Source organism: Mycoplana azooxidifex (genome assembly GCF_014196765.1).
GTDB classification, from domain to species: Bacteria; Pseudomonadota; Alphaproteobacteria; order Rhizobiales; family Rhizobiaceae; genus Mycoplana; species Mycoplana azooxidifex.
In genome coordinates, this window is the sequence record NZ_JACIEE010000002.1 from 211,676 (window position 1) to 233,551 (window position 21,876).

Below are 21,876 nucleotides of genomic sequence, written 5' to 3' on the forward strand. Positions count from 1 at the left end.
GCGGCAACGATGCGGGATCACTTCAGGATGGTGAAGCCCTGCTCGGTGAAGAAGGGGGCTGCCTTATCCGACTTCAGGAAGTCGAGATAGGCGGCAGCGTCGGCGCTCTTCGATTCCGTCAGGATCGCGATCGGATAGATGATCGGCGGATGGCTGTCTTCCGGGAAGGTGCCGACGGCCGTGACACCCGGGTCGGCTGCGGCGTCCGTCTGGTAGACGATGCCATAGGGCGCCTCGCCGCGGGAAACCAGCGCCAGCGCCGCGCGCACGCTTTCCGCGCCGGCGACCTTGCTCTCGACCGACGACCAGGCGCCGAGTTTCTCCAGGGCGGCCTTGCCGTATTTGCCGGCCGGTACGCTGTCAACAGCACCCATGGCGAGCCTGCCGTCGCCGACGAGGGCGGAAAGGTCGAAGCCTTCCTTGATCTCGACCGGCTTGGCTGCGTCCTTCGGGGCGACGAGCACGATGCGGTTGCCGAGCAGGTTCGAGCGCGTGTCGTCCTTGATCAGCTTCTTCTCCGCGACGTAGTCCATCCAGGCGAGGTCGGCGGAGATGAAGACGTCGGCCGGCGCGCCGGCCTCGATCTGCTTGGCGAGCGCGGAGCTTGCCGCATAGGAAACCGTCGTTTCCGTCGCCTTTTCCTTCTCCCAGGCCGCATTCGCAGCGTCGAGGGCGTTCTTCAGGCTGGCGGCCGCGAAGACGGTGACCTTATCGGCGGCCGACGCCGGCGTGTTCATGGCGGCGGCGCCCAGCCAGGCCAGGGCGAAGGAGGCGAGCGCGGCCCTCGCCAGATGACGACGTTTGAACTCCATGTCTGTGCTCCTGTTGTGCGAGATATCCCAAGGAATATAACGCCATCAGGCTGTTGGCTAGTGTTATGTTCGTAGAAATATATCGCTTGCGCAAAGCCCGCCCGCCCGCGACATTGCACCGACATAAATACGAGGGACAGGTCTGCCTCGGGACGACAGGAGTGCGGGATGGTTCGGGAAAACGAGATCCGGGAAAACGAGGTCGCGGTAACGCCGCCGGAACCGGTGGATGCGGGGCTGACCTTCATAGGCCGCATCCGCACGCCCTGGAATTCGCGGCTGCTGTGCCCGCGCCAGGGCCGCCACGACGGGCCGCAGTGCCGGATCGAGATCTTCGCGCCATGGGTGCCCGCACTTGCTGGCGTGGAGGCGTTCGAGCGGCTGGAAGTGCTCTACTGGCTGGACCGGTCGCGGCGCGACCTCGTGCTGCAGAGCCCGGCTAGCAGCGGCAAGGTGCACGGGACCTTCTCGCTGCGCTCTCCGGTTCGCCCCAATCCGATCGGCACTTCGATCGTGGTCCTCGATGGCATCGAGGGCAATGTCTTGCTGGTGCGCGGCCTCGACTGCCTCGACGGCACGCCGCTGCTCGACCTGAAGCCCGACCGCTCGCTGTTCAAGCCGATCGCACCGCCGCAGCCGGGTGATTTCGAGACGGGCGAGCCGAAAGGCGTAAAATACTGCCAGAAGGCGTGAGGCCCGTTCCTCACATCTGCGCCGACATGCCGCCGTCGACCGTCAGCGTGATGCCGTTGACGAAACTTGCAGCCGGGGAGGCGAGGAAGAGGGCAGCCGGCGCCAGTTCCTCCGGCCGGCCCCAGCGCTTGAGCGGGATGCGGACGTCGACATAGGCCTGCACCCGCGCGTCTTCCGCCATGGCCCGGTTCGGATCGGTGACGAACCAGCCGGGCGCGATCGCGTTCACCGTCAGATTGTCCGAGCCGAATTCGACGGCGAGCGAGCGGGTCAGGGCCTCCAGCCCTCCCTTCGAGGCGGTGTAGGCCGCGTCCGGTGCGCGCGCGATCCTTGCTGCGATCGAAGTCACGAAGATCAGCCGCCCCGCCGCCGATTGCCGCAACAGCGGAAGCGCCGCCCGCGCCAGCCGATAGGCTGCCGTCAGGTTCACGTCGAGCAGGGCTGCGAATGCCGCCCCGTCCAGTGCCTCGGTCGGGCGGCGGTCGCGCAGGCTCGCCGCGTGCACGACCACGTCCAGGCCGCCCAGCATGTCGGCGGCCTGCCGCACGATGCCTTCCGCGTCGGCGGAGAGGTCGCCGGAGAGCGCCGAGACCGCGCAGCCCTCGTTGCGCAATTGCGCCGCATGGGTCTCGAGCAGGTCCCGGTCGCGACCGTTGAGGGCGACCGCGGCTCCCTCTCGCGCAAAGGCGCGGGCGATCTCCAGCCCCAGCCCGCGGGTTGCGCCCGTCACGAGAATACGTCGTTTGCCGTCGATCATCTGAACCCTCGCATGTTGGCCGGTCTGTCGGTCGGTTGGCGCCCCCGCGCCCCCCGCATGCTGCCTTCCTAGAGCATGTCGCCCGAAAATGGGAACGAAGAAAGATGCGCGTCCGAGCAGTCGCGTGTCACGCAAGAGCGACTACAACTCGTGCGCCATCTTTGAAGGGTTAGACAGGAGTTCTCCCTCGGGCGGCGGCGTATCGCTGCCGGAACCCGTCGTCTGCTGCAATACGACGATGCTCAGGATCGAGACGACCATGACCAGGAGAACGATCAGCAATATCCGTGCCGGCATGAACCCTACCTTTCGTGGGCCGGAAACGGGGCACGCAGCTTTAGGTTCCGCTGATACAGCTTATTGGTGAGCGCCGCTTCTCCGCCACCCGTTTTCCTCAGATCACCTTGCCGGGGTTGAGGATCCCCTTCGGATCGAGCGCCTGCTTGATCAGCCGCATGGCTGAAAGCTCCTCCGGGCTGCGCGAGCGGTCGAGATAGGGCCGCTTCAAGGTGCCGATGCCGTGCTCTGCGGAAATCGAGCCGTTGAAGCGCCGCACCAGGTCATAGGCGATCTCGTCGATCGTATGCAGGTCGTCCTCAGATGCCTCGCCGACCGAAACGGCGATGTGCAGGTTGCTGTCGCCGACATGGCCGAAGAAGGAGACATGGGCGGCGGGGAAGCGCTGCAGCAGTGCCGCCTCGCACGCCTCGGCAAAGCGCCCGATCTCGCCGATCGGCAGGCTGACGTCGAGATTGACCAGCGACGGCAGAAGCTGCCCCATCATGTGGCCCTCGCGAACCGACCAGAAGCGCAGCACATCCTTCTCCGACTGGGCGATCAGCGCGTCAACGATCAGTTCCTCCTCGAGCGCCTCGCCGAGGAATGCCTCGAAGCGCTCGCGCGCCGCATCCGAACCGTCGTCGTCCTGTTCGACGATGACCAGGAAGGGGTGCTCGGCGTCGAACAGCTTCACCCCGGCCGCGCGCGCATTGAAGCCGACATAGCTTTGCCACATGGCCTCGAAGGCGGAGAGGGCGGCGAGGCCGCGCTGCGCCTTGTTGAGAAATGCGACGACCGCCTCGTAGCTCTGAAGTGCCGCAAGCGCCGTCTGGCGACCGGGTATCGACGGCTTCAGTCTCAGGACGGCGCGGGTGACGATGCCGAGCGTTCCCTCCGCGCCGATGAAGAACTGGCGCAGGTCGTAGCCGGTGTTGTTCTTCGTCATCTTGTTCAGCATCGACAGCACGGTGCCGTCGGCGAGCACGACTTCCAGGCCCAGCACGTTGTCGCGCGTCACGCCGTGTCGGATCACCCGGATGCCGCCGGCATTGGTGGAGATGGTGCCGCCGATCTGGCAACTTCCCCGCGCGCCGAGGTCGATCGGCAGAAGCATGCCGGCCTCCGCCGCCGCGTTCTGCGCGGTCTCCAGCACGGTCCCGGCCTTGACCGTCATCGTCCCCGCCGCAGTGTCGATCTCCTCGATCCCGGCAAGGTTCTCCAGCGAAATGGCGATTTCGCCGCCCGCGGCATTGGCGCCGCCGGCGAGCCCCGTCAGCCCGCCCTGCGGGATGACCGGCTGTCCATGCGCATGGCAGATGCGCAGCGCAGTCGAAACTTCTTCGACCGTCCTGGGGCGGATGACGGCAAGCGGCAGGACCCGTCCCGTCAGGCTCTCGTCGCTCCGGTAGCGATCGCCGATCGCGGTGCCGGTCAGCACCAGGTCCGGCCCCAGCGCGGTCTTGAGTTCTTCGATGACGCTCATGTCGGCTTCCCTGTGCGGTGCGCTCGGCGGATGGACTTGATTTATCCGGCGACCGCGCCGAATGCAACGGCACGGCCCGAGCGATCGAGAATGGTGCACCAACCGCAAGTGTCTGAAATGTAGATGATTTCACAGATGGAAGGAAATTTCCAGACGCCCTTGACTCCGAGCAATGTGCCTCCATAATGATCAGATGTCAGACCAATTTGAGAAGCTGACACGACAGGGGAAAAGGCCGCATGACGGCGAGAATGGATGCCAGGGCGGCCATCATGCCGCTGCCGCCGATGGATCGGGCGCGCCAGGTGACCGAGGCGCTTGCCGCCTATATCGGCCAGGCAAACCTGAAGGCCGGCGACCGGCTTCCGGCCGAGCGCGAGTTGATGTCGGCGCTGGCGGTCGGCCGTTCGACGATCCGTGAGGTCATCCGCCATTTCCAGGCGCTTGGCGTGATGGAGACCCGCAAGGGCAGCGGCACCTACCTGCTGAAGCCGGTCACGACCGCGACGATCCACATGCCGCTGTCCTTCGATGCCGTCCACCTGCGCGACGCGCTGCTGCAGACGCTGGAGGTCCGCCGCGGCATCGAATGCGAGGCCAACATGGTGGCCGCACGCCGCCGCACCGCCGGTGACCTGGTCGTCATCGAGGAGAAGCTCGACGCGATGGAGCGGGTGCATCTCGCCAAGGGCACCTCCGGGCCCGAAGACCTGGCCTTCCACCTTGCCATCTACGAGGCGACCCACAATCCGCTGTTCCGCCAGCTTCTCGAGCAGATGCGCGAGGCGTTCGAGCGCTTCTGGGACGAACCCTTCGACCGGCCGGATTTCGCCCGTCGCTCATTTCCCTTTCACCGCACGCTCTTCAACGCGATCGCAGCCCAGGACACCGAGGCCGCCCGGCGCGAAACGCTCAAGATTCTCGACGTGGTCGAGGAAGACATCAAGGAAATGTCCCAATGATCAACGGCTCCGATCCGTTCGAGCTCGCCTCCCTCATCGTCGCGCATGACGAGAGCAATGCCTTCGAGGCCGTGGTGCCGCCGATCGTGCAGACCTCGCTCTTCACCTTCCCCTCCTATGACGAAATGGTGTCGGCCTATCGCGGCGAGATCGTCCGGCCGATCTATACCCGCGGGCTGAACCCTACCGTGCGCGCCTTCGAGGACATGCTGGCGAAGCTGGAGGGCGGCGAGGACGCGATGGGCTTTGCCAGCGGCATGGCCGCGATCTCGTCCACCGTGCTTTCCTTTGTCGAGCCGGGCGACCGCATCGTCGCCGTCAAGCACGTCTATCCCGACGCCTTCCGCCTGTTCGGCACCATCCTGAAGCGGATGAAGATCGAGGTGACCTATGTCGATGGCCGCGACGAGGAGGAGGTCGCCCGCGCCCTTCCCGGAGCGAAGCTGTTCTACATGGAAAGCCCGACGAGCTGGGTGATGGACGCCCACGACGTCGGCGCGCTGGCGGCCCTTGCGAAGCGCCACGGCATCGTCTCGATGATCGACAACAGCTGGGCGAGCCCGGTCTTCCAGCGGCCGCTGACGCTCGGCGTCGACCTCGTCCTGCATTCGGCCTCGAAATATCTCGGCGGCCACAGCGACGTCGTCGCCGGCGTCGTCACCGGTTCGAAGGAACTGATCGCCCGCATCCGCGCCGAAGCCTATCCCTATCTCGGCGGCAAGCTCTCGCCCTTCGATGCCTGGCTTCTGGTGCGCGGCCTGCGCACGCTGCCGATCCGCATGAAGGCGCACGAGGCCTCGGGCCTCGAGATCGCCCGCCGCCTGCAGGCACTGGATATCGTGGAAAGCGTGCAGCATCCGGCACTCGCCAATCGCCTGCCGCCGGGACTGACCGGAACCTCCGGCCTGTTCTCCTTCGTCTTCCGCGAGGGCATCGACATCCGCGCCTTCGCCGACACGCTGGACCTGTTCAAGCTCGGCGTCAGCTGGGGCGGGCACGAGAGCCTGATCGTGCCGGGCCAGGTCGTGCTGCAGCAGAAGGCCCAACCCAATTCCGCGCATGCCTTCGGCATCCATCCGCGGTCCGTGCGTCTCCATGTCGGCCTCGAAGGAACCGAGGCCCTGTGGAGTGATCTGGAGGCGGCGATCGCCGCCGCGTCCCAAGACTAAAGAGCAGTAAACCAAAGCCCAAAAGGGGGAGCGACCATGAAAAGACTACTGACTGCCGCATTGTTCGCCGCGATGATGTCGGGAACGGCCCTGGCCGACACGACGCTCAAGCTCGTCGAGGTGATCACCAGCCCCGAACGCACCGAGACGCTGAAATCGATCGTCGGCAAGTTCGAGGCGGCCAACCCGGGCACCAAGGTCGAGATCATCTCGCTGCCCTGGGGCGAGGCCTTCCAGAAGTTCGCCACCATGGTCTCCGCCGGCGAGATCCCCGACGTCATGGAGATGCCCGACACCTGGCTGTCGCTCTATGCCAACAACGGCATGCTGGAGAGCCTCGAGCCCTATCTCTCCAAGTGGGAGCACACCACCAGCCTGACCGGCCGCGCCCTCGAACTCGGCCGCGACGTCAACGACACCGCCTACATGCTGCCCTACGGCTTCTATCTGCGGGCGATGTTCTACAACAAGAAGCTGCTGGAAGAAGCCGGCGTCGGCGAGCCGCCGAAGACGATGGACGAGTTCGCCGAAGCCGCGAAGAAGGTCTCGGCACTTCCCGGAAAATCCGGCTACTGCCTGCGCGGCGGCCCGGGCGGCCTGAACGGCTGGATGATGTTCGGCGCCACCATGGCCGGCGACAACAAGTTCTTCAACGAGGACGGCACCTCGACCATGAACAGCGAAGGCTGGGTGAAGGGCCTCACCTGGCTGATCGACCTCTACAAGAACGGCTATGCGCCCAAGGACAGCGTCAACTGGGGCTTCAACGAGATCGTCGCAGGCTTCTACAGCGGCACCTGCGCCTTCCTCGATCAGGACCCGGACGCACTGATCGCGATCGCCGAGCGGATGAAGGCCGAGGACTACGGCATCATGACCATGCCGAAGGGCCCGGACGGCAAGACCTTCCCGACCATCGGCTTCGCCGGCTGGTCGATGATGGCGGCCAGCGAGAACAAGGACCTCTCCTGGAAGCTGATCGAGCAACTGGAAGGCCCGGAAGGCAACGTCGAGTGGAACAAGCGGACCGGAGCGCTGCCGGTCCACACGTCTGCCGAGAAGGATCCCTTCTATGCCAGCGAGCAGTTCAAGGGCTGGTTCGCCGAGCTGGAGGACAAGGACGCGGTCCCGACCGTCATGCCGACCTACCTGGAAGAGTTCGCCTTCTTCAAGGATTCGCTGGTGATCCAGACCTCGCAGAAGGCGCTGCTCGGCGAGATCACGCCGCAGGAGCTGGCCGACCAGTGGGCCGACTACCTGACCAAGGCGCAGCAGAAGCATCTCGCCAAGAAGTAGGCGGGCGGACATGCGCATCACCCCTGCGGAGATGCGCATGTCCCTCACCCTGGCCCTCGCCCCGCAAGCGGGAGGGCGATCGCATATGGCAACGCCCCCTCTGGCCTGCCGGCCATCTCCCCCACAAGGGGGGAGAAAAGCCAGCCCCACCCGTATGCCCCGACTGGAGCTTTGGTGGAGAGGCTGGGTTAAGCCCTCCCCCTTGCGGGGAGGGTGGGGAGGGGTTTCTGTCTACATGCCACGCGCCGTAAGGTCTTCGGACGGCGCCGGCACCACACTCCAACGGAACGACCTTCGATGATGCACCAATCGATGAAGCAGAACCGGCCGCCGCTCAGGAAGCGGATCGCGGATGCTTCGGAGCCCTATCTCTATAGCGCGCCGGCGCTGATCCTGATCGTCGCGGTCATGCTCGTGCCGCTCGTCGTCGGCATCTCCTATGCCTTCCGGGATATCCAGCTCCTGAATCCGTTCTCCGGCGGCTTCATCGGGCTCGACCATTTCCGCGCGCTGAGCCAGGACGACGCCTTCTTCGGCGCATTGCGCAACACGCTGTGGTGGACCGGCGCCTCGGTGTTCTTCCAGTTCACCTTCGGCCTGATCCTGGCGCTCCTGCTCGACAAGCCGTTCTACGGCCGCGGCCTCGTTCAGGCGCTGGTCTTCCTGCCCTGGGCGGTGCCGAGCTTCCTCGCTGGCCTCAACTGGGCCTGGCTGTTCAATCCGGTGATCGGCCCGCTGCCGCACTGGCTTTACGCACTCGGCCTGCTCGATGAGCCTCACAACATCCTCTCCGATCCGCATCTCGCCATGTGGGGGCCGATCGTGGCCAACGTCTGGTGGGGCATTCCCTTCTTCGCTATCACCTTGCTTGCCGCCCTGCAGGCGATCCCGCGCGATCTTTACGAGGCCGCCAGCATCGACGGCGCCGGCCCGGTCCAGCGCTTCATGTCGATCACCCTGCCGTTCCTCGCGCCGACCATCGCCATCACCGTGCTGTTGCGCACCGTCTGGATCTCCAATTTCGCCGACCTGATCGTCGTCATGACCAATGGCGGGCCGGCCGACCGCACCCAGATCGTCGCCAGCTACATCTTCACCCAGGCCTTCAAGCGGCTCGATTTCGGCTATGCCTCGGCGATCGCGCTCGTGCTGCTCGTGCTGTTGCTGGTCTATTCGATGCTGATCGTGCTTTTGCGCCAGACCATGCTGAACAAGGGCTGATATCATGAGACCCGGCAAGCTTCTCCTCACCGGAGCCCATCGCGGAGCGATCCTCGTCTATGTGGTCTTCGCGCTGTTCCCGCTGTTCTGGCTGCTGAAGGTGTCGGTGACGCCGAACGACCTGCTCTACAGCGAGGGCGTGCGCATGTGGCCGTCGCGCACGACCTTCGAGCATTTCGATTTCGTCATCGCCCACAGCGCCTTCCCGACCTTCTTCAAGAACAGCCTGATCGTCTCGGGCGCCACCGCCATCGTCGTCACGATCCTCGCCTCCCTGTCCGGCTATGCGCTGTCGCGCTTCTCCTTCAAGGCGAAATACTGGATCGTGGCACTCATGCTGATCACCCAGATGTTCCCGCTGGTCATGCTGGTGGCGCCGATCTTCAGGATGCTCTCGCCGCTGGGCCTGACCAACAGCCTGACCGGCCTCGTCATCGTCTATTCCGCCTTCAACGTGCCCTTCGCCACCTTCCTGATGCAGTCGTTCTTCGACGGCATCCCGAAGGACCTGGAGGAGGCGGCGATGATCGACGGCGCCACCCAGTTCGTGGCCTTTCGCCAGATCATCCTGCCGCTGACGCTACCGGGCATCGCCGCCACCTTGGGCTTCGTCTTCACCGCTGCCTGGAGCGAGCTGCTGTTCGCGCTGATGCTGATCTCCGGCAATGATGCTGCGACGTTCCCGGTAGGGCTCCTGACTTTCGTCTCCAAGTTCTCCGTCGATTTCGGGCAGATGATGGCTGCCGGCGTGCTCGCGCTGATCCCGGCCTGCCTCTTCTTCCTTCTCATCCAGCGCTATCTCGTGCAGGGCCTCACGGCCGGCGCGGTCAAGGGATAATGGCCATGGCTTCCATCGATATCGAAAGCGTCCGCAAGAGCTACGGACCGTTCCCCGTCCTGCACGGTGTTGACCTCACCATCAAGGACGGAGAATTCATCGTCCTCGTCGGCCCGTCCGGCTGCGGCAAGTCCACGCTGTTGCGCATGATCGCGGGACTGGAGGAGGTGACCTCCGGCGAGATCCGCATCTCCGGCAACCGCGTCAACGATCTGGCGCCGAAGGACCGCGACATCGCCATGGTGTTCCAGTCCTATGCGCTCTACCCGCACATGTCTGTCGCCGACAACATGAGCTACAGCCTGCGCCTCAGGAAGACGGCGAAGGAGAAGATCGCCAGCGCCGTCGGCGCTGCCGCCACCAAGCTCGGCCTCGATCCGCTGCTGGAGCGGCGCCCGAAGGCGCTGTCCGGCGGCCAGCGCCAGCGCGTCGCCATGGGCCGCGCCATCGTCCGCCAGCCGAAGGCCTTCCTGTTCGACGAGCCGCTCTCCAACCTCGACGCCCGCCTGCGCGAGCAGATGCGCGCCGAGATCAAGAAGCTGCACGCCGACCTCAAGGCCACCTCGATCTACGTCACGCATGACCAGATCGAGGCGATGACGCTCGCCGACCGCATCGTCGCCATGCATGGCGGTATCGTCCAGCAGGTCGGCTCGCCGCTGGAGCTCTACGACACCCCCGCCAACCTCTTCGTTGCCGGCTTCATCGGCTCGCCGGGCATGAATTTCCTCGAGGGCCGCTATGTCGTGTCGGCTGAGGGCGATGGAAAGGGCGCAAGCGAGGGCGCCGGCATCCGCCTCTCCGACGGCACCGTCGTCCCGGTCGCCAGGCGCACCGACATCCAGCCGGACGCAGCCGTCACGCTCGGCATCCGCCCCGAACACGTCGTCATCAGCGACACCGGCATGCTGGAGGCGAGCGTCGACCTGGTCGAACCGACAGGCTTCGGCATCATCCTCCACCTGTCCCTGCACGGCCTGCCCTTCAAGATATTCACGCTCGACCGCGACGCGCTCTCCGCCGGCCCGAAGGTGCGCGTCGATTTCCCGCGGAAGTACCTGCATGTGTTCGATGAAAAGGGCGACCGGGCGGATTGAAGAACCGCATCGTCGCCATCGAGCGGAGACTGTAGGCCGCAATCGTCACCGCACACGCCCTCTTCTCCCCACCGGGGAGAAGTGCCGAACGCAGTGAGGCGATGAGGGGGGCGCACGCACCGTGCCCCAATGCCCACTCATCCGGCGCTACGCGCCACCTTCTCCCCGAGGAGAGAAGAAGGGAGGCCGTTGCGCCCTTACCATTCCCTCGCCCCGCTTGTGCGGTGTGTCAGGGTGAGGGGCGATCACGCGCGAGGTTTTGCAATTCGTCACCCTTGAGCTAAGTCAGGATCGCAAATATGCAGCGATGGCATCGATCGTTTGAAGTGAAGCGTTGCGATGGGCTCCCAACCCCATATGTTCGGTGATGATCCGCTCAAGATACTCCGTCGCCGCTTCCAGTGTCGAACCGGCCTGGATCATGCGCGCGGCGTGGAGCAAATAATGGTCGTACTCGTCGGCAGCTTCATTTTGCCAAGCCAGATCCCCAAATTGCCGAATGCCGATCGGGTCCCAATGGTCCCAACCAATCTGACGCAAGGCGAGAACTTCAATCCTGTTGTTTTCGATCATGCTGTGAATTTATCCATGGATGGTGTCAGTACAAGCAGTTTGGCGATGAGTTGCAATCTGTCTGCTACGCCTCTTGCCCCTCGCGCCCCTCTTCGGCACAAAGGAAGCCGCAATCAGGGAGGAGAGCAACATGGCGACATCCGCAGGCACCTTCGATCGTGGCACCTTCGTCGGGCGGGTCTGGCGGCCGGAACACATGGGCCCGTCGCTCTTCGTCGTCCGTGACGGCACGCTGTTCGACATCACCACCAAGGCGGTGCCGACGATGCGCGATCTTCTGGAAATGGACGATCCGGTCGCCCATGCCCGCGCCGCGGCCGGCGAGGCCGTGGCACCGCTGGCAGCGGTGCTCGAGCAGTCCGTCGAAGGCGCCGGCGAACTTTCGCGCGTCCACCTTCTCGCCCCGTGCGACCTTCAGGCGGTCAAGGCCTGCGGCGTCACCTTTGCCCGCTCGATGATCGAGCGCGTCATCGAGGAGAAGGCCGCCGGCAATCCGGCGTTGGCGCTCAAGATCCGCGAGCGCGTCACCGCCATCATCGGCGACAGCCTGCGCGATCTCAAGGCCGGCTCGGACGCCGCCGTCAAGGTCAAGGCGGCGCTGATCGAGGAGGGCGTCTGGTCGCAGTATCTTGAGGTCGGCATCGGCCCGGACGCCGAAGTCTTCACCAAGGCGCCGGTGCTCTCCGCCGTCGGCTGGGGCGCCTCGGTCGGGCTGCATCCGGTCTCCAGGTGGAACAATCCCGAGCCGGAGATCGTACTCGCGGTCGACAGCCATGGCCAGGTCAAGGGGGCAACGCTTGGCAACGACGTCAACCTGCGCGACATCGAGGGCCGCTCGGCGCTGCTGCTCGGCAAGGCGAAGGACAACAACGCCTCTGCCGCGATCGGCCCGTTCATCCGCCTGTTCGACGAGACCTATTCGATAGACGACGTCCGCAGGGCCGATCTCGATCTCGCAATCGAAGGCGAGGACGGCTTCATCCTCAAGGGATCGAGCACGATGCGCGAGATCAGCCGCGACCCGCTCGATCTCGTCGCCCAGACGATCGGCCGTCACCACCAGTATCCGGACGGCTTCATGCTGTTCATGGGCACGCTGTTCGCCCCGGTCGAGGACCGCGACGTCGCGGGCGAGGGCTTCACCCACAAGATCGGCGACCGCGTGACGATATCGAACGCCGAGCTCGGTGCGCTGACGAACACGGTCCGGCTATCGACCGAATGCCCGCCCTGGATCTTCGGCATCGCCGAACTGATGCGCAACCTCGCCGGCCGCGGGCTGCTCTGAACCGGGATCTCCCTGAAAGGGGGCCGGACACAGAGCCTTTAGGCCTGGCCGGTTTCGAACGGACGGGAAGAGCAGGACGGCCGGCGTGAACTCGCGGCAGCAACGTGACGTCAATCGGTCGCCCGACCCCGTTCTAAAGATAACGGCAGTCGCGTCCTAACGGGCTTGTGGCAGACCGGCGGCATTTAGTCCAACCCGACTCGGCATAAAAATGCCATCGACCGCTTTGCCCGTTCTGAACCGGCGTCCGCCGCCCGTCTACATCGGCCGGTAGACCCGCATGGCTGTGTCGCGCAGCATGTTCTGCTGGGCTGCCGGATCGCGGCGCTCGGTCGCCTTGCGATAGGTCTCGATGATCGTCGGATAGTCGGTCCACAGCTTCTCGATCGGGAAATTCGAGCCGAACATCAGGTGGTCGCTGCCGAGGATATCGGCTGCCCGGTCGACGATGAAGCCGATGAGGTCGGCATCGTTGCGGTGAACGAAGGTGCCGAGGCCGGAAAGCTTGGCGTGGAAGTTCGTCATGCCGGAGAACTGCCGCAACCCCTCCTGCCAGGCTGAGACCGTCTCCGCCTGCCGATCGACCAGCATGCCGCAATGAGTGAGGATGAAGTCCGTCTCTGGATTCTCCGCGACGACCCGTGCGCCGTCGCGCATCTGCGCCGGAAACAGCTGCAGGTCGAAGGAGAAGCCGTAGTCCTTCAGCCGGGCGATGTTGGCGCGCACCGACGGATCAATCACCTGCTGTGCATCGGGCGCGAAACGGTACTCTTCGACCGGGTGCCAGTGCAGTTGCATGCGCACGCCGCGCACGAGCGGATAGAGCTTGAGACGGTCGAGTTGCGGCCGCACGTCCGGTACGCTCATGTTGGCATAGGCGACGATCGCGTGCGGCCAGCCGAATTCCTTGGCCGTCGCGCTCACCCAGTCGACCTCGTTCTCGTAGTCGTCCCTGGCCCAGTTGGTCTGGACGTAGACGGCCTTCTCCACGCCCGATCCCTGCAGGTCGCCGAGATATTCGGTGATCGGATAGTCGCGGCGGATCGGTTCGTAGGGGCCGAAGATGCGCGGCACCATCGGCCCGTTCAGCCACGGCAGGTCCTTTTGCCGCCAGATATGGAAATGGGAATCAACGATGCCTGTCATGTTTTTTCCTCCCCCAGATCGCCTCGGCGCGCGGTGCGGGTCGGCCGAGCGAAAGAATGAAATCCGTCAGTGCCGAAATCGAGGAGCCGTCGACGAGGTCGTCGAGAAAGGGGAGGATCGCGGCAAGTGCTGCGGTCTCGGGCCGGAAACGAGCGTCTCCTGCAAGCGGACTTGCCAGCGACAGCCGGAAGGCGCGGGCCGAGAGCCGGCGCATCGCCGTTTCCAGCGCAAGGTGGTCGCCACGTTCGAGCCCATCGGAAAGAAGAATGACGCTCGCTCCGCGCGACAACGCTGCAAAGCGCGGCACGGAGAGAAACGCGAGCAGCGCCGGGCCGATCCGCGTGCCGCCGTCCCAGTCGGCCACCGCAGCGGCGGCAAGCGCCGACGCCCGGTCGCGATCGCGGATGCGCAGCGTGCGGGTGATCCGCGTCAGCCGCGTCCCGATGGTGAAGACTTCTGCTGTGCCGGTGGCCTGCACGGCTGCGTGCGCCACCCGGAGATAGTTTTCGGTATGCTGCTTCATCGATCCGGACACGTCGATCAGCAGCACCAGCCGGCGCGGCACCGACTGGCGCCGGCGAAAGTCCGGCGAGGGCACGTCGCCGTCGCCGCGCACGATTTCCCTCATCGACCGCCTGAGATCGATGCTGCCCCCCGACGTGGCTTTCAGGTGACGGAACGTGCGACGGACGGGCAGGGCACGCGCAAGCGACCGCCGGAAACCGTGCAGCGCCGCATCGCCTCCGGTGGCGAAGCTGCGGACGGAAAGCTGCTCGGTGGCCGAAAAGATCGCACCGCCCTTTTCCTGCTTCAGCGGGATCTCGCGGCGCTCGTCCTTGTCGCCGGCATCGCGGATGCGGGTCTCCTCGTCCTCGTCGTCGCCGATAGCCGAGAGCGAGGCATCGCCGAAGAAGATGGCGCGAAACAGGGCGTCGAACGCGCCGCGGCGCTCGGGGGGAGGCGCTAGTGTCGCGATCCCCGCTTGGCGGATGTGCTCCATGCTCTTCGGCCCGACGAGGGCCACTGCGGCAAGAAAGCTCGTCGCCTGCTCGGGGGCTATGGCAAAGCCGTTGGCACGCAGCGCCTGTACGAATGCCATGAAGGGGGCGCACGCCCGTGGAAGGGAGCGGGAGACCGGGAGAGACGGAAGCGCGAGCAGGCGGCGGGAGTGGGTGGCAAGCCGGCGGTTCACCTTGGCGCCGCTGTCTTGACCATCGTGCCCGCCACGTCCGTCGCCTCTTCCGTCCGGGCTTGTCATGCCATGGCCTCCTCCACGATGGCGTCCAGCTCCGGCGCCATGGTGGCGAGGTCCTCCTCGTCCTTGATGAGCACGCCGATCGCCCGGCGGAAGGCTTCCGGCCAGGGGCTGCCGCCCTTTTCCAGCACGGTTGCGGCATTGGCCCATTCCACGGCCTCGGAGATGCCCGGCGGCTTGGCGAGCGGCCGGGTGCGGATGGCGCCGACGGCATTTGCCACTGCGCGCGCGGTCCGCTCGGCCACGTTGCCGGCCCTGAGCATGATGATCGCCGCCTCGAGGCTTGGATCCGGATAGGCGATCCAGTGATAGATGCAGCGGCGGCGCAGCGCCTCGGCAAGCTCGCGCGTGCGGTTCGAGGTCAGGATCACGATCGGGCGCGATGCGGCGGTGATAGTACCGCGCTCGGGAATGGAGATCTGGAAATCCGACAGGTATTCGAGCAGCAGCGCCTCGAATTCGTGGTCGGAGCGGTCGATCTCGTCGATCAGCAGCACCGTGTCCTCAGGCGCCTGCAATGAGCGCAGCAACGGCCGGGCGATCAGGAAGCGGTCGTCGTAGATGTCCACCTCGCCTTCGCCGGCCTGGCGGATCGCCAGTAACTGGCGCTGGTAGTTCCATTCGTAGAGCGCATGCTGCGCGTCGATCCCCTCGTAGCATTGCAGCCGGATCAGCTGCCGGCCGAGGATATCGGCCACCGCCTTCGCCGCTTCCGTCTTGCCGACGCCGGGAGCGCCTTCCAGGAGCAGCGGCTTGCCGAGCTGGACGGCGAGGAAGACGGCCGTTGCAAGCCCGTCGTCGGCGATGTAGGCGACGTCCTCGAACAGTTCGGTCACCGTTTCCGGCGTGTCCAGCATCGTCTTGGCGGTATCCTCCCGCATCATCGCTCCTCCTGCGGGCAGCGCGTGTCCAGGGCCGTGCCGGGCCGCAGCATCGTTCTCAATGCGCCACCAGGCCCGCGTTTTCGGTGCCGTTTGCCTTCAGCGCGCGCAGAATCCGCTCCGGCGTGATCGGCAGCGTATCGATCCTCACGCCCACCGCATCGAAGATCGCATTCGCGATCGCCGGGATCTGCGGGTTGGCACACATCTCGCCCGGGCCCTTGGCGCCATAGGGGCCGTCAGCCGCCGGACGTTCCAGCACGATCACTTCGGTCTGCGCAAGATCGCCGGGACCCGGCATCAGGTATTCGTTGAAGTCGCGCCCGCCATGCTCCCGGCTCGGATAGTAGGGCTCGGTCGTCTCGTAGAGCGCGTGGCTGATCCCCATCCACGAGCCGCCGACGAGCTGCTGCTCGACCATCTTCGGGTTCAGCGCCCGGCCGATCTCGAAGATGTTCTTTACCGTCAGAACGTTCACCTCGCCGGTCTCGTCGTCCACCTCCACCTCCGCGACCGTGCAGGCATGGGCGTAGCAGGTGGACGGCTTCATCGCGCCGGTTTCCGCATCAGGATAGGAGCGCGGGATCAGGAACATGCCGCGCCCCGAAATCGACCGCCCCCGCTTGAAATGGGCGGAGAGCGCCGTGTCGAAGATCGAGATCGAGCGCTGCGGCGCGCCTCTGACATGGATGTTGCCGGCGCCGTCGGTGTCGAGGTCGGAAGCATTGACCTCCAGTTCCTCCGCCGCCACCTCCAGCATCACCTGCCGCGCCTCCCTGGCAGCCGCGATCACGGCATTGCCGGCCCTGTGGGTGCCGCGCGAGGCAAAGGTGCCCATGCAATGCGGGCCGGTGTCGGTGTCGGCCGTGTCGACGATGACGCGGTCGGTCGGCACGCCGATCGTCTCGGCGCAGATCTGCGCCATGATCTGCTTCATGCCCTGGCCGAGATCGACGCTCGACAGCGACACCATGAAGTTTCCGGTGGGCGTCGAATGCACCAGCGCCTGGGTCGGGTCGCCGCCGAGGTTCATGCCGGTCGGATAGTTCACTGCGGCGACGCCGCGGCCCTGTCGCATTGCCATCGGTCAGCCCTCCCGCCGTGCAGACGACATCTGCAGATACTTCTCGGACACCGGCCAGTTCGACGCGCGCGCCGCCTCCTGCATGCATTCGATCAGCGCCGCCCCCTCGGTCGGCTGGCGGTGGGCCTTCATGTCGCCGTCGCGATAGGCGTTGACGAAGCGGAACTCCAGCGGATCCATGCCGACGAGCCGCGCCAGCTTGTCCATCTGCACCTCCAGCGCAAAGTCGCCGATCGTCACCCCGAAGCCGCGCATGGCGCTGGAGGGTGTGCGGTTGGTGTAGACGCAGTGGCTGTCGACCCAGACGTTCGGCACGGTATAGGGGCCGGGAAAGTGCGCGGCCGATTTCTGCGCGCCGTAGGGCGAGTGCCGCGAATAGGCGCCGGCATCGATATAGGCCTTGACGTAGCGGGCGACGATGCGCCCGTCCCTCATCACCCCGTCCTTGATGACGAGCTTCTCGGCCGCGCGGGGCGAAGAGATCTGCATCTCCTCCTCGCGGCTGTAGATGAAGGAGACGGGGCGGCCGGTCAGCTTGGCGCCGAGGATCGCGATCGGTTCGACGATCACGTCGACCTTGCCGCCGAAGCCGCCGCCGACGGTGCCGCCGACCATATGCAGCTTGGCACCGTCCATCTGCAGGATGATCGAGGTGTTGTCGAGCGTGAAGAACATCGCCTGCGTATTGGTGTAGCAGGTGTAGCGGCCGCTGCCCTCCGGCACGACGATGCAGCCAGTCGTCTCCGTCGGCGCGTGCTCGATCGGCCCCGAGCCGTAGGTCTGCTCGAGGATATGGTCGGCGCCTGCAAAGCCGGCCTCGACGTCGCCGAACCGCACCTTGCGGCTTTCGCCGCTGTCGTAGCGATAGTAGTTCTGGCCGTGATATTCGTTGACGATCGGCGCGCCCGGCGCCAGCGCCTCGTCGATCGAGAGCACCGCCGGCAGCACCTCGTAGTCGACCTTGACTCTCTCGGCCGCCTCGTGCGCCGCGCGCTCGCTGTCGGCCAGGATCGCCACGATCGCCTCGCCCTTCCAGCGCACCTTGTCGGTGGCCAGCACCGTCTCGTCCTCGGGGCCGACCTGGATCAGCGTCAGGATCGTGTAGACGTTGTGCGGCACGTCGTCCGCCGTCAGGATGCGGACTACACCCGGATGCCGTCCGGCCTCGGAGAGGTCGATCGCGCGGATGCGGGCATGGTGATGCGGGCTGCGCACCATCTTCAGGTGCAGCAGCCCCGGCAGGTTGCGGTCGGCGAAGAAGGTCGTCGTTCCGGTGACGTGGCCGAGCGCGTCGGAGCGCAACCGCGGCTGGCCGATCTCCTTCAGGTCGTCCTTGCGTTCGTCGGCGAAATATTCCTTGCGCAGTTCCATGCCTCTCTCCCCTCAGGCCGCGCTCAGCGAATTGGCCCGGGCGGCGGCCAGGATCGCCTGGATGATCGGCTCGTAGCCGGTGCAGCGACAGATATTGCCCGAGATCGCCTCCACCACGTCCTCGCGGCTCGGCTGCGGGTTGCCGTCGAGCAGCGCCTTCGCCGCCATGATCATGCCCGGCGTGCAGAAGCCGCACTGGGTGGCGAAGCCCTCGTTGAAGGCGCGTTGCAGCGGATGCAGCACCTCGCCATGCGCGAGCCCCCCGGTCGTCTCGATCGCAGCGCCGTCACAGCGCTCGGCGAGCGTCAGGCAGGAGAGCCGCAATTCGCCGTCGACGATGACTGCACAGCTTCCGCAGGTGCCCTGCTGGCAGCCGGCCTTGACGGAGGTGTCGCCGATCTTCTCGCGCAGCGCCTTCAAGAGCGTCGCGCCACTTTCGACGAACTCGGCCTTGTCCTCGCCGTTGAGGGTGAACTGCACCGGAACTTTTTTCATGCGGTCCTCCCGAACCGTGTTTGCCTGTCACTGCCTGTCGCCGTCTGGCACGTCTTCCTGCGTCGATCTCCCCGTCGGCGCACGCATCGCCTTCACGCTGAAAGCAGCAGTCTCTTCAGGTGCACCGGCAGGACTTCGCTGCGATACCAGGCACTCGCGATCGCGTCGGTCGGTGGCGTGGTGCCCTCCGTCGCAACGGCCAGCGCCGCAGCAATCCCCTCCGCCGTCCGGGCCTTGCCAACAAGCGCCATTTCCACCGCGGGCGCGCGGATCGGCCGGTCCGCCATGCACCCATAGGCGATCCGCGCGCTGGAAATCGTCCCCGCCCGCTCCTCGACGACGGCGGCGATCGTCACGACCGACACGCCCTTGGGGCGGATCCGCGAGGCCTTGGCGAACTTGAAGGTCCCGTCGACGGGCAGCGCGAAGGAGACCGAGCGCACCAGCGCGCGGGCATGGGTCGTGTCGCGCCCGGCAAGGAATGTCGACGCCGCGACCGGCTGTCCGTCGATATCGAGGTTGGCGTCGAGCGCCAGCAATGCGACGGCGAAGTCGCCGTAGGGCACGGGCGCGAACAGATTGCCGCCAACGGTCGCCATGTTGCGGATCGCCGCCCCCCCCACCGCCTTTGCGACCGGAGCGAGAAAGCCGAGCGCCGGTTCGCGGACGATCCGCGCCATGGTCACGCCCGCGCCGATCGTTGCGCGTCCGTCCGCGACCGTGATGTCCGTCAGGGCCTGCTCGCTCGCCGTCACATAGGTGTCGAAGCGCACGTCGCCCTCGTTGGCGCTGCGCACGACCAGCGTGCCGCCGCCGAGGTAGCGCGCCGTAGCACTCGCGGCAAGCGCTTCGCCGGCGGCTGCGAGCGTGGGGAAGGTCTTCAGGCCGAGCCCCATCGTCGCCTCCTCAAGCCTTGGCCGCGAAGTGTTCCTTCAGCGCGTTGAAGCCGCCCTGGAACACGTTGATGCCCATGCCGGCTGCAACCTTGTCGGCCTCTTCCGCCGGCGCGTCGAAGGTGGCGCACCATTCCGCATAGGTCTCGTCGCCGTCGGTGATCGGCCGCAGCGTCAGCGTCGCCTTGTGGTTGGAAATCGGCTGCGGCGTCTCCAGGATCGTGTAGCTGACGGAGCGGTCTATGTCGGAGAAGGTCAGGAGTTGCTCGCGCAGCGTGGCGCCGCTGACCAGTTCGAACTTGCGCACGCAGCCGATCCGGTCGGCCGGCAGGCCGTCCTCGATCTCGCTCCTGACCATGCGCGGATGCCAGCTCGGCAGTCCGTTGAAGTCGCGGATCTTTGCCCAGACCTTGTCGATCGGCGCGGGAATGACGGAGGAGATGAAGACGTGTGCCATGGATCTTTTCCTGTCGGTCTCTGTTGATGGCAGCGTACGCCTGCCATCCGAGCCCGCTTATCGGAAAGTCTTGGCCGCTGATCGGAGCGTCTGAAAAAGTGTTTCTACCGACAGTGATCCGCAGGCAGTCGGCCCCCGGCGACTAGCCGGCGGGGACCTTCGGCGGCAGCCGACCGGTAGACCGTCGGCGGCACGCCGGTGTGCTCGCGGAAGAAGCGGGAAAAGTTTCCCTGCGTGGAGAAGCCGAGGCTGCAGGCCACCGAGATCAGCGTCTCGTCGGTCGATTGCAGGCAGCGCAGCGCCTCGGCGATCCTGAGCGTGTTCCAATAGACGTTAGGGGTGACGCTCATCTGTTCCTTGAACAGGGCGAAGAAATGCGGCCTGGAAAGTCCGACGCTGCGGGCCACCTGGTCGAAGCAGATGCGCTCGCCGACATTGGCCTCCATCAGCGCCAGCGCCTTGCGGATGCGGTAGTCACGTCCGCCCCGGCAGCCGGCAAGCGCCCGGTTCTTCGGCCGCTCGGCCTCCGCCCTGTCGAGCACGTGATCGATGAAGCGCTCGAGTTCGTAGGCGACGAGGTCGTAATCCTCGTCGATCGCCATCAGCCGGGATGTGAGGGTTTCGATATTGCGGGCGATCCAGCCTTCGAGCGGGATGTGCGGGCCGTGGAAGGCCTCGGTGCCGGCCGGCAGGCCGCGCCGCGCCCTGAGCCAGTCCATGTCGATGTAGAACGCCAGGAACTGCCCCGGCACTTCGCCCTCGGCAAAGACATGATTGTGCGGCTCGAACGAGTTGATGCCGATCGCCACGCCGCGTTCGGGCACCAGCGACCGACAGCCGATCGTCATGAGGCCGGGCGCGCCCGATAGCCAGATGACGATGTGCGCTTCCGGATGGGCATGGGTGACGAGATTGCCGCCGACATTGAGCAGCGAGACATGGCCGAACGGGCCCCGAAAGAGCCTGATGGATTCTGTCATGTGTTCCTCCCGCGGATGAAACCTCCCGTTTCGACGTGCTTTCGCCCGCCGTCATCCGCCTGCCGAAGTGTGTGGGCAAGGCCGTGCCCCGTCAACCCGGCCTGCGCGGCAGGCGCGCGCCTCCGCCCGCCTGCTGCGAAATTTCAGACGGATCGATTGCACCTGTCCGGAGCCTCGCGCCTCAATCCCGGTCGGGTGCGCCAAGCGGGAAGTATTTCCGATATGGCCGCGCCTCGTCCACGGCGCGGGCGAAGGAGGGGCGGGCGAGCAGGCGTGCGCGGTAGGCCGAAAGGTTGGTCAGCGCCGGATCGATCGGATGGGTCCAGTCGGCGTAGAACAGCGAAGGTGCGGCGGCGCAGTCCGCAAGGCTGAAATGATCCCCCGTCGCCCATTCGCGGCCCTCCATGTGCCGGTCCAGCCACTGATAGGCGCGTTCCAGCATCGTGCGGGCCTCAGTGACGCCGTAGGGATCGCGGTCGGCCTCGGACCGGATCGCGTTGAAGACGACCTTCTGCTGCGGCGTGCTGACATAGTTGTCGAAGATGCGGTCCAGCATGCGCACCTCGATCGCCGCGGCCGGATCCTCCGGTATCGGCTTGAACGGGCCGGGTCGGGCAAATGCCACATATTCGACGATGACGCTCGCCTCCAGCAGCGTCCTGTCGCCGTCGACGAGGATGGGAAACCGCTTCACCGGCCACAGTGCCTCGAATTCGTGCAGGATCTCAGGCTCCTCCGGGCTGAGCATGCGGAACTCGAAGGGCGTCTCGTTCTCGTAGAGCGCCACCAGCGCCTTCTGGCAATAGGACGAGAATGGATGTGCATATAGGATAAGGCTCACGGTTT

23 protein-coding genes are annotated in these 21,876 nt (G+C 65.7%); 8 read left to right on the forward strand and 15 right to left on the reverse strand.

Features of this window, described 5'->3' with window-relative positions; genetic code table 11:
* Nucleotides 1-17 precede the first annotated feature (17 nt).
* Nucleotides 18-812 (reverse strand): molybdate ABC transporter substrate-binding protein, encoded by a 795-nt coding sequence (gene modA, locus GGQ64_RS04440; protein ID WP_183799702.1) that lies wholly within the window; start codon nt 810-812, stop codon nt 18-20.
* A 168-nt stretch (nt 813-980) separates the two neighbouring features.
* On the opposite strand from modA, the gene tsaA reads away from it, so the two are divergent.
* Nucleotides 981-1,505 (forward strand): tRNA (N6-threonylcarbamoyladenosine(37)-N6)-methyltransferase TrmO, encoded by a 525-nt coding sequence (tsaA, locus tag GGQ64_RS04445; RefSeq protein ID WP_183799705.1) that lies wholly within the window; start codon nt 981-983, stop codon nt 1,503-1,505.
* Nucleotides 1,506-1,515: 10 nt separating this feature from the next.
* Here tsaA and GGQ64_RS04450 read toward each other — a convergent pair whose 3' ends face one another.
* The 3 genes from GGQ64_RS04450 to GGQ64_RS04460 form a co-directional block, all read right to left on the reverse strand.
* The gene (locus GGQ64_RS04450) at nt 1,516-2,262 is read right to left on the reverse strand and encodes an SDR family NAD(P)-dependent oxidoreductase (RefSeq protein ID WP_183799708.1); all 747 of its coding nucleotides are present in this window, start codon (nt 2,260-2,262) and stop codon (nt 1,516-1,518) included.
* Nucleotides 2,263-2,403: 141 nt separating this feature from the next.
* Nucleotides 2,404-2,559, reverse strand: a complete 156-nt coding sequence (locus tag GGQ64_RS04455; RefSeq protein WP_183799711.1) for a hypothetical protein — start codon at nt 2,557-2,559, stop codon at nt 2,404-2,406.
* A 97-nt stretch (nt 2,560-2,656) separates the two neighbouring features.
* A complete protein-coding gene (locus GGQ64_RS04460) occupies nt 2,657-4,024 on the reverse strand; it encodes an FAD-binding oxidoreductase (protein ID WP_183799714.1) in 1,368 nt (455 codons plus the stop codon).
* Between the two features lie 239 nt (nt 4,025-4,263).
* On the opposite strand from GGQ64_RS04460, the gene GGQ64_RS04465 reads away from it, so the two are divergent.
* The 6 genes from GGQ64_RS04465 to GGQ64_RS04490 all read left to right on the forward strand — a co-directional run bounded on the left by GGQ64_RS04465 (nt 4,264) and on the right by GGQ64_RS04490 (nt 10,607).
* Complete coding sequence (locus GGQ64_RS04465; protein WP_183799716.1) at nt 4,264-4,986, forward strand: FadR/GntR family transcriptional regulator; 723 nt, start codon at nt 4,264-4,266, stop codon at nt 4,984-4,986.
* On the forward strand, nt 4,983-6,155 hold the full coding sequence (locus GGQ64_RS04470) for a PLP-dependent transferase (protein ID WP_183799719.1): 1,173 nt from the start codon (nt 4,983-4,985) through the stop codon (nt 6,153-6,155). Before GGQ64_RS04465 ends, GGQ64_RS04470 begins: the two co-directional genes overlap by 4 nt.
* A gap of 36 nt (nt 6,156-6,191) precedes the next feature.
* Complete coding sequence (locus tag GGQ64_RS04475) at nt 6,192-7,451, forward strand: ABC transporter substrate-binding protein (protein WP_183799722.1); 1,260 nt, start codon at nt 6,192-6,194, stop codon at nt 7,449-7,451.
* 297 nt (nt 7,452-7,748) lie between these two features.
* A complete protein-coding gene (locus GGQ64_RS04480; protein WP_183799725.1) occupies nt 7,749-8,672 on the forward strand; it encodes a carbohydrate ABC transporter permease in 924 nt (307 codons plus the stop codon).
* Nucleotides 8,673-8,676: 4 nt separating this feature from the next.
* Nucleotides 8,677-9,510, forward strand: coding sequence for a carbohydrate ABC transporter permease (locus tag GGQ64_RS04485; protein ID WP_183799728.1), 834 nt, complete (start codon nt 8,677-8,679; stop codon nt 9,508-9,510).
* Between the two features lie 5 nt (nt 9,511-9,515).
* Nucleotides 9,516-10,607: an ABC transporter ATP-binding protein gene (locus GGQ64_RS04490; RefSeq protein ID WP_183799731.1), complete on the forward strand. Its 1,092-nt coding sequence runs from the start codon at nt 9,516-9,518 to the stop codon at nt 10,605-10,607.
* A 285-nt stretch (nt 10,608-10,892) separates the two neighbouring features.
* Here the strand turns inward: GGQ64_RS04490 and GGQ64_RS04495 are convergent, their stop codons facing one another.
* Nucleotides 10,893-11,180 (reverse strand): hypothetical protein, encoded by a 288-nt coding sequence (locus GGQ64_RS04495; protein WP_183799734.1) that lies wholly within the window; start codon nt 11,178-11,180, stop codon nt 10,893-10,895.
* Between the two features lie 130 nt (nt 11,181-11,310).
* Here GGQ64_RS04495 and GGQ64_RS04500 point away from each other — a divergent pair, with 130 nt between their 5' ends.
* Nucleotides 11,311-12,468, forward strand: coding sequence for a fumarylacetoacetate hydrolase family protein (locus tag GGQ64_RS04500; RefSeq protein WP_183799737.1), 1,158 nt, complete (start codon nt 11,311-11,313; stop codon nt 12,466-12,468).
* 258 nt (nt 12,469-12,726) lie between these two features.
* On the opposite strand, the gene GGQ64_RS04505 is transcribed toward GGQ64_RS04500, so the two are convergent.
* The 10 genes from GGQ64_RS04505 to GGQ64_RS04550 form a co-directional block, all read right to left on the reverse strand.
* Nucleotides 12,727-13,614, reverse strand: coding sequence for an amidohydrolase family protein (locus GGQ64_RS04505; protein ID WP_183799740.1), 888 nt, complete (start codon nt 13,612-13,614; stop codon nt 12,727-12,729).
* Complete coding sequence (locus tag GGQ64_RS04510) at nt 13,598-14,872, reverse strand: vWA domain-containing protein (protein WP_183799743.1); 1,275 nt, start codon at nt 14,870-14,872, stop codon at nt 13,598-13,600. The genes GGQ64_RS04505 and GGQ64_RS04510 overlap by 17 nt, the downstream gene beginning before the upstream one ends.
* Nucleotides 14,869-15,726 (reverse strand): AAA family ATPase, encoded by an 858-nt coding sequence (locus GGQ64_RS04515; RefSeq protein WP_425488492.1) that lies wholly within the window; start codon nt 15,724-15,726, stop codon nt 14,869-14,871. Before GGQ64_RS04515 ends, GGQ64_RS04510 begins: the two co-directional genes overlap by 4 nt.
* A gap of 82 nt (nt 15,727-15,808) precedes the next feature.
* Nucleotides 15,809-16,834 carry a molybdopterin cofactor-binding domain-containing protein gene (locus GGQ64_RS28170; RefSeq protein ID WP_183799749.1) on the reverse strand — a complete coding sequence of 342 codons (1,026 nt, stop codon included), beginning with the start codon at nt 16,832-16,834 and terminating at the stop codon, nt 15,809-15,811.
* Nucleotides 16,835-16,837: 3 nt separating this feature from the next.
* Entirely contained in the window at nt 16,838-18,205 is a 1,368-nt protein-coding gene (locus GGQ64_RS28175) for a molybdopterin cofactor-binding domain-containing protein (protein ID WP_183799752.1), read from the reverse strand.
* Nucleotides 18,206-18,217: 12 nt separating this feature from the next.
* Entirely contained in the window at nt 18,218-18,700 is a 483-nt protein-coding gene (locus tag GGQ64_RS04530; RefSeq protein WP_183799755.1) for a (2Fe-2S)-binding protein, read from the reverse strand.
* A gap of 92 nt (nt 18,701-18,792) precedes the next feature.
* The gene (locus tag GGQ64_RS04535; protein WP_183799757.1) at nt 18,793-19,596 is read right to left on the reverse strand and encodes an FAD binding domain-containing protein; all 804 of its coding nucleotides are present in this window, start codon (nt 19,594-19,596) and stop codon (nt 18,793-18,795) included.
* A gap of 10 nt (nt 19,597-19,606) precedes the next feature.
* Nucleotides 19,607-20,050: an SRPBCC family protein gene (locus tag GGQ64_RS04540; protein WP_183799759.1), complete on the reverse strand. Its 444-nt coding sequence runs from the start codon at nt 20,048-20,050 to the stop codon at nt 19,607-19,609.
* A gap of 104 nt (nt 20,051-20,154) precedes the next feature.
* Entirely contained in the window at nt 20,155-21,030 is an 876-nt protein-coding gene (locus tag GGQ64_RS04545) for a helix-turn-helix domain-containing protein (protein ID WP_183799762.1), read from the reverse strand.
* Between the two features lie 181 nt (nt 21,031-21,211).
* Nucleotides 21,212-21,871, reverse strand: coding sequence for a glutathione S-transferase N-terminal domain-containing protein (locus GGQ64_RS04550; RefSeq protein ID WP_183799765.1), 660 nt, complete (start codon nt 21,869-21,871; stop codon nt 21,212-21,214).
* Nucleotides 21,872-21,876 lie beyond the last annotated feature (5 nt).